Source organism: Candidatus Thermoplasmatota archaeon, from assembly GCA_034660695.1.
Classification (GTDB): domain Archaea; phylum Thermoplasmatota; class E2; order UBA202; family DSCA01; genus JAYEJS01.
The window spans coordinates 1-6838 of sequence record JAYEJS010000094.1 but is presented as its reverse complement, the minus strand read 5'-3'; the positions used below and the strand labels follow the sequence as shown (position 1 = coordinate 6838).

Annotated in this window: 9 protein-coding genes; 6 read left to right on the top strand and 3 right to left on the bottom strand. The window is 41.1% G+C overall.

Annotation, left to right across the window (positions count from 1 at the left end):
• Positions 1-168 precede the first annotated feature (168 nt).
• The 6 genes from U9O96_04760 to U9O96_04735 all read left to right on the top strand — a co-directional run bounded on the left by U9O96_04760 (position 169) and on the right by U9O96_04735 (position 3802).
• The gene (locus tag U9O96_04760; protein ID MEA2054411.1) at positions 169-609 is read left to right on the top strand and encodes a DUF996 domain-containing protein; all 441 of its coding nucleotides are present in this window, start codon (positions 169-171) and stop codon (positions 607-609) included.
• Positions 610-895: 286 nt separating this feature from the next.
• A complete protein-coding gene (locus U9O96_04755; GenBank protein MEA2054410.1) occupies positions 896-1066 on the top strand; it encodes a hypothetical protein in 171 nt (56 codons plus the stop codon).
• A gap of 63 nt (positions 1067-1129) precedes the next feature.
• Entirely contained in the window at positions 1130-1318 is a 189-nt protein-coding gene (locus U9O96_04750; protein ID MEA2054409.1) for a type II toxin-antitoxin system RelE/ParE family toxin, read from the top strand.
• A 57-nt stretch (positions 1319-1375) separates the two neighbouring features.
• The gene (locus U9O96_04745; protein ID MEA2054408.1) at positions 1376-2746 is read left to right on the top strand and encodes a V-type ATP synthase subunit B; all 1371 of its coding nucleotides are present in this window, start codon (positions 1376-1378) and stop codon (positions 2744-2746) included.
• Between the two features lie 4 nt (positions 2747-2750).
• Complete coding sequence (locus U9O96_04740; GenBank protein MEA2054407.1) at positions 2751-3383, top strand: V-type ATP synthase subunit D; 633 nt, start codon at positions 2751-2753, stop codon at positions 3381-3383.
• Positions 3384-3604: 221 nt separating this feature from the next.
• A complete protein-coding gene (locus U9O96_04735) occupies positions 3605-3802 on the top strand; it encodes a hypothetical protein (GenBank protein MEA2054406.1) in 198 nt (65 codons plus the stop codon).
• Between the two features lie 39 nt (positions 3803-3841).
• Here U9O96_04735 and U9O96_04730 read toward each other — a convergent pair whose 3' ends face one another.
• From U9O96_04730 to U9O96_04720, 3 genes are all read right to left on the bottom strand, one after another.
• A complete protein-coding gene (locus U9O96_04730) occupies positions 3842-4105 on the bottom strand; it encodes a UPF0147 family protein (protein ID MEA2054405.1) in 264 nt (87 codons plus the stop codon).
• A 71-nt stretch (positions 4106-4176) separates the two neighbouring features.
• Positions 4177-5634 carry a C25 family cysteine peptidase gene (locus tag U9O96_04725; protein ID MEA2054404.1) on the bottom strand — a complete coding sequence of 486 codons (1458 nt, stop codon included), beginning with the start codon at positions 5632-5634 and terminating at the stop codon, positions 4177-4179.
• Positions 5635-5732: 98 nt separating this feature from the next.
• On the bottom strand, positions 5733-6838 hold a 1106-nt coding region (locus tag U9O96_04720; GenBank protein ID MEA2054403.1), incomplete at its 5' end, for a C25 family cysteine peptidase.

The following is a 6838-nucleotide window of genomic DNA, read 5'->3' as shown; positions in this document are numbered from 1 at the left end:
ATGGCTTTGCGAATTTTTTGTCCAAATTCATAAAGTGTCATCTCATCCCACTCCAAGAGATAAGACATTGCTCTTTATAAAAAATGTCGAAATTTTTCAGGAAAAATTCCTATTCGTAGAGACTACTGGTAGAACAATTTTTAAATATTTGAGAGCGGATTAAAACCTGTGTCTCTTGCTCAAGCAAAAACTTATGGAGGAATTGGAGCAATTATTTCCTTAATTAGTCTTTTTGGGTTTGGCTTTCCAATAGTGGGGACAGCGGGACTAATTTTAATTTTGATGGCTGTTAAGCAAATATCGGATGAATTGAAAGAAAAAAAGATATTTGATAGATATTTGGTTTCTTTTATACTGGGGTTGATGGCACTTATTGGGCTAGTGATTTCAATAGCAAGCATAATAGGTAGTTATGGATTTTTTATCGGTATCACAAAAAATAGAAATGGTACATCACATGGCATATATCCGAGCAACTGGTTCTGGTTTTCATTGTTCCTTTTTGGAGTGCTGGGAATCATGAGCAAAATATATGTTAGGACAAGCTATGATATCATCGCAAAACGCACAAATATTGACAAATTCAGAAAGGCTGGACTTTTTATGTGATTGCTTCCATAATTTATGCAATAGTGACAGGGTTTTTCCTCCCCATAATAATGAGTATGCTCACAGCCATTCAGATAAAGCATGTACTTTTCATAGTATACTCTGGGTTTGGCATTTTTGGGTTTTTCATTTTTGTGGTAGCAGGCATATATGAAATCATGGCTTACTTTGCACTGCCAGAGAATATACAGCAGTAATAATTGCTCTTGGGTGTTTTGTTTCTCCTGCAAGATCTGCAAAAACTTTATAGATACAATGGGGGCTATAACTTTCAGGAAATGCGACAATGTCTGTGTTGCATGAAACGAAGAAAATACTGAAAGAGATGCATTCTGAAGGAGAAACATATGATGAAATTGTGCGAAGACTTATTAGTGATGCTGCATGGAAAAAGTTAGACGAGAGATGGAACAAAATACTGGAAGAAGACAAATTCATACCATTTGGAGAGTTATAATGTACAAAATTTTTGTTTCTAAAACATTTCATGAATTAAATCCAAAATTGAGGAAAAGGTGTTATACAAAATTTAAAAGAAAATCCATACAGAGCAAGAGCAGAAGCAGATATTAAACCCCCTATGGGAACAAAGCCGTTAAAATACAGGATTAAGGTAGGCGATTACAGAATAATTTACCTGGCAAAAGGAAAGGAGGTTAAAATAATTGAAATCATGAAAAGAGGGAAGAGTTATTCCGATATTCCATAAATTCCAGAGGGACAAGGTTAAAGTTTATAAATTTGAAATATATCAGGAGTGAGAAGAATGGAAGGAATTGTTTACACGACGGTAAGCGAGGTATCTGGTCCGCTCATGATCGTTGAAGGAGTGAAGGACGTTGGATACGGTGAAGTTGTTAAAATAAAAACATCTGAAGGTGAGAAAAGGCTCGGGCAGGTTCTCGAGGTAGGAGAAGGTAAAGCTGTTATACAGGTTTTTGAAGGGACTCGAGGGCTCGATACTAAAAGCACATCAGTTCAATTTACAGGCAAGCCGATGGAGATTGGGATTACGATTGACATGATGGGTCGTATTTTTGACGGAGTCGGAAACCCGATAGATGGTTCCCCTCTGTCAATACCAGATGAAATGAGGGATGTCAATGGTTCTCCCATCAATCCATCTGCGAGAGAATATCCCAGAGACCCGATACAGACGGGCGTATCCACCATAGACGGAATGAACACACTTGTTAGAGGGCAGAAGCTTCCGATTTTTTCAGGCTCCGGCCTTCCGCATAACATAATTGCTGCCCAGGTGGCAAGACAGGCAAAAGTTCGCGGACAGGAAAATTTTGCGGTGGTTTTCTGTGCCATGGGAATAACGGCCGAAGAGGCGGATTTCTTCATGCACGATTTTGAGGAAACGGGGGCGATAGAGCGGAGCGTTCTTTTTCTAAACCCCGCAGATGACCCCGCAATAGAACGGCTTATCGCTCCAAAAATGGCTTTGACAGTGGCGGAGTACTTCGCTTTTGACCGGGGAATGCACGTACTTGTTATCCTGACCGACATGACAAATTATGCTGAGGCGTTGCGTGAAATAGCCGCCGCCAGGGAGGAAGTCCCAGGCAGGAGAGGCTACCCCGGATACATGTATACAGATCTTGCCCAGATATACGAGAGGGCAGGGCGCATACAAGGGAGGGAGGGCTCGATAACGCAGATACCGATATTGACAATGCCAGATGACGATATAACCCATCCAATTCCAGACCTTACCGGTTATATAACGGAAGGACAGATAGTTTTATCGAGAGAGCTGCAGAACAAGGGCATTTATCCCCCCATTGCGGTTCTCCCCGCTCTTTCAAGATTGATGGCAGAGGGAATAGGCGAGAAAAGAACGAGAGAAGACCATCACCAGCTTTCGAACCAGCTTTATTCAGCATATGCAGAAGGTCGTGACCTGAGGGACTTGGTGGCTGTTGTCGGGGAAGAAGCGCTGACAGAACGAGATAAACAATACTTGAACTTTTCCGATGCTTTCGAGGAGAAATTTGTAACTCAGGGAAATGAGGAGGACAGATCATTTGAGGAAACGCTAAACCTCGGATGGGAACTGCTTTCCATGATTCCAAAAGATGAATTAAAGAAGATTGATGAAAAATATATAGAAAAGTATTACCCAAAGTGATTGAATGGCAAAAGAGATGATGGAAGGGGTAAAGCCCACAAGAATGCAATTGCTGGAGGTGAGGAAAAGAAAGTCGCTTGCGGCAAAGGGCTATGAATTGCTTTCCCAGAAAAGAGATGCACTGATTTCAAATTTTTTTGATATCATAAGAAATCGAAAAGAAAAGAGAATTGAAATGGAAGAGAAAATAAGGGCGGCATTTGACGCTTTTATAGAAGCAGAGATGCTTATGGGTGAGAAACAGGTAAGAGAATTGTCGGATAAAATCTTTGAGGAAAGAAATGTTTCTGTGGAGAGAAAAAATGTGATGGGTATTCCGATAGTGAGCTTTAGTTTGGAAGAAAAAAATAACGTAACTTATGGCATATTGGACACAACATCTAGCCTGGATGAGGCAATACAGAAAGGAAGAGATGCTTTGAATGATGTAATAGAAGTGGCAGGGATAGAGGGCAGCATACAGAAACTCGGGAAGGAAATAGAGAAGACAAAACGTCGTGTAAATGCATTAGAACATATTTTCATACCAAAATTGGAGGGAACCATAACCTATATTGAACGTCAATTGGAAGAAAGAGAAAGAGAGGACTTTTTCAGGAGAAAAAGGATGAAAAACCTGATGGAGAAGTATGGATAAAATAGAAGAGGATCCTATACTGGGGAAATTTTTCGATACCCCTGAAAAAAAGGCGAGATGGATCCATAGAATTACCATGGCCTACATATTGTGGATATTATTTGTCATTATCGGATTTTTTGTTTTTTTACTGCTTTATTTCTTTTATTTCCCCTAAAATACCCGAAAAATATCGAAGGTTTTAAATTCTCATAAGATATACAAGATAAGAGGCGATAATAATGGCATTTAAATATAAAAGTAAGGGAAAGGAATATACCCTTTTTACAAGGGAAGTAACACTTAAAGGAGGAAAAGTACAGAGAATATACTTCTTCAGCGCAAGAAAGCCGAAGAGCGGGAACGCAATAGACAAACCATCAGGATATACGGTCAAAGTTAACAAAAGGACAGGCCTGCCATTCCTGAAGAAAGCATAAATATCCTGTTATAACCCTTCTTTCACTCTATCCTTCTTTTTAATTTTCTGTAGATGTTAAACTTTCAAGTTGACTCATTATGCTCCATATTGCGGTTCTTCCGTGAATGGGTACGTTGGGATCATTGACCAACTCGTCAAGAATTGAAATGGCGGAAGCAACTTTGACATCGATCGATTCTTCACTCCGCATAAGAATCTCCCTTGCCTCTTTTGCCCCTCTTCTTATGTTCCTCGGTACAGAAATATCCTCATTGAGATTCTGTAAATTCATGCAAATTTGCTCTAATTTTTTTGTCTTCATCTTATCACCCAAAAACTTGGATGTGTAACAACACATGAAATAAAAATTTTTGTGTAGTATGATAAAGAGGGTTATGGATACCCTCCTATCTTTAAACTCGGGTCTCCGAGCAGTATCCATTCCTGTGCTGTTTTTGCATCAATGGCAGTAGGGCTTTCTACATACGCATTCCAGTCAATTGGATATGTATCAAGGTAGGCAGATATCACGTTCCCCCATATCTCTCCCAGAATATCTGTTCCGTTCATCCCATATTCCCAGAAGAAGTGGGTATCCAGCCATTCGCTTGCCTCACCAGTAAAATTTTTATCTTCTTTTGTATACCCGAGAGCAGAATATCCGAGGGTGGCTATTGATCCCCCGTCAATTTTACGTGTAAGTCGCCAGCTCCAGCACTCTAGAGCTGTTTCTCCTTTCCATACATAACTGATCCATTCACGACCCTGCCAAATCTTAAGTAGATTAATTACACTTACATTAAACTGGCTATTGTGGCAGCCGCCTACTACGCAGACAGGATACATACCATCATTTGAAAGTTTTGGCATATCCCTCACACCTAAACCATCTATCCATGTTTCATGGTCACTAGGTGGATGGGTCGCCCAATTCATTGGATTGCCGTGTCCGTCAAAGAAAAGAAAGCCGCATCCCTGATTAATTGCATCTATTACATCCTGCTTCCCGGTAAATGTGCCATCTGATGTCCAAAGTTTTACGTAATCAAATCCCGGCATCCAATCCATGGCCTTTTGCGTTCCTTCTTCTCCTTCATATCCGACCCAATCTGGATTTAGGTCATCTGGATAGGTATCCCCTGCAACACAGACCATTTTATTAAACCATTCTTTTCCATAAGCATTGTTTTCATATTCCATAGTCTTCTCCATCATTATTTTGACTTCAAAGGCATCTCGTGCTGGCCACCTGCCTACATATACATCTGGCTTTAGGTCTATGGGTGCATCCTCTGCCCCGTATCCTTCCCATTCTCCATATATGCCATTTCCATTGTTATCCCAACTTGAAAAATCTCCGTTTGAGTCGTAAATATCGGCAAAATATAAATCGCTGAGATAGCATCTTTCCCAATCGCTGTCAGCTCCCAGATATGAATATCTTACCGGGCACCACCATTTTTCTTCAAGAATTCCGCCGTGCCTTCCACCGACAAGCATTACATAATTTATTCCCCATTCTTCTATTGCATTCTTAATGAAATATTTTACCTTCTCTGCATCATCCCTGCCCTGAACGGTGAAATAATTGCCGTTATATATTTCATCAAGGGAAACGAGCATGGTTTGCATTCCGTGAGAATTTTTGTGGGTTACAAGAGGTTCCAGATTTTCGGTAAAAGCGGAGGGTGCTATTATTAAGAGGGCATAGCCGTATTTCTCCTGTCCAATTTCATTATTGCATGAATTTTCCGATAATGCCATTTTCTGTACATATACGCCGGAGAGAGAGGCAGAACTCAAAATTCCTGTTAACGCCAGGGCTATAATCAAAATAACTTTTCTTTTCATGACTTCATAATACAAAGCGTATATAAAAATTTATTTTTGCGACCTGCAGTTCCGAAAGCAGTCTGTAGAATGGCAGGCTTTAAAAAAGAAGGGAGAAATTATGGATAGCCCCCTATCTTTAAACTCGGGTCTCCGAGCAGTATCCATTGCTGCACGGTTTTTGCATGTCCTGCTTCAAGATCTTCCATGTCAAAACTGCTGACATAGCTGGTGAGCGTTTGTGCGTAGGCTTTCCCGAGGACATCATGATTTTCTGTGCCATATTGTTTGAAGAATTCAATAGTAATCCACGCATCACCGCCACCAGTAGTGCATTCTTTTCCCGGCATTCCGTATCCCAGACCTGTATTTCCTATGCTTGCAATAGTGCCGCCATTCGGACGGCTTACCAGACGCCAGCTGAAACATTCAGGAACAGGCTGGCCATATGTCCACATATAATTGTTTGGCAAGAATTTAAAAAAGAGATGCAAGGCATGAAACATTGCGGGCATCGCCGATACATTGAACTGACTGTTATGGCATCCCCCGATAACAGCAACAGGAAGTTTTTCCTTATTTGACAATGTATCTATGGGGAAAACCGGGATATTTACATACGGGAACCATGGTCTGAGGGTGGTAACTCTCAAACCAGTTACACTTCCATGTGCCCGATTGCCCGGCACACCTGGATAATGATCAGCCCATACATTTGGACTGCCATGCCCGGACATGAATAGAAAACCACTTCCTTTATTCAATGCCTCGAGTACGTCTTCCTGCCCCGTGAATCTCCCATTAGAAGTCCAAAGAATGTTTCTCTCAAATTCCTCTGGCATATAATATAAGCCCCCACCTCGGCCAAACAGTGGTTTTTCACCGGTTGTCCATTCTCCCTCATAATACATCTCTGTACCCATGCGCCATTGGGAAAACACAATCTCTCCGTCATTATTTTCAATCCAGACATGGATATCTGTCAGGTTTCCATATGGCTTCGGGTCATATGATTTTCCTCTGATATGCAGCACACCGTCCACATAACTTATGTCTGCCCATGGGTTAAAGGTGTTCAAATATGCTTCTCCTTCATCTGGTGTGTATGTAAAATCAGTGTTTCCCAAGACATCTCCCTCTGAAACGGAAACGATTTCTGTTATGGGTGATGCCGGATACCCATTTTGAAGGGCGGGATTGAGGTGGTCATCATGGTTGAACGACA

Coding starts and splice junctions, on each gene's coding strand:
- U9O96_04730 (MEA2054405.1), bottom strand. CDS start 4,105: ATGAAGACAAAAAAATTAGAGCAAATTTGCATGAATTTACAGAATCTC.
- U9O96_04755 (MEA2054410.1), top strand. CDS start 896: ATGTCTGTGTTGCATGAAACGAAGAAAATACTGAAAGAGATGCATTCT.
- U9O96_04725 (MEA2054404.1), bottom strand. CDS start 5,634: ATGAAAAGAAAAGTTATTTTGATTATAGCCCTGGCGTTAACAGGAATT.
- U9O96_04740 (MEA2054407.1), top strand. CDS start 2,751: ATGGCAAAAGAGATGATGGAAGGGGTAAAGCCCACAAGAATGCAATTG.
- U9O96_04745 (MEA2054408.1), top strand. CDS start 1,376: ATGGAAGGAATTGTTTACACGACGGTAAGCGAGGTATCTGGTCCGCTC.
- U9O96_04735 (MEA2054406.1), top strand. CDS start 3,605: ATGGCATTTAAATATAAAAGTAAGGGAAAGGAATATACCCTTTTTACA.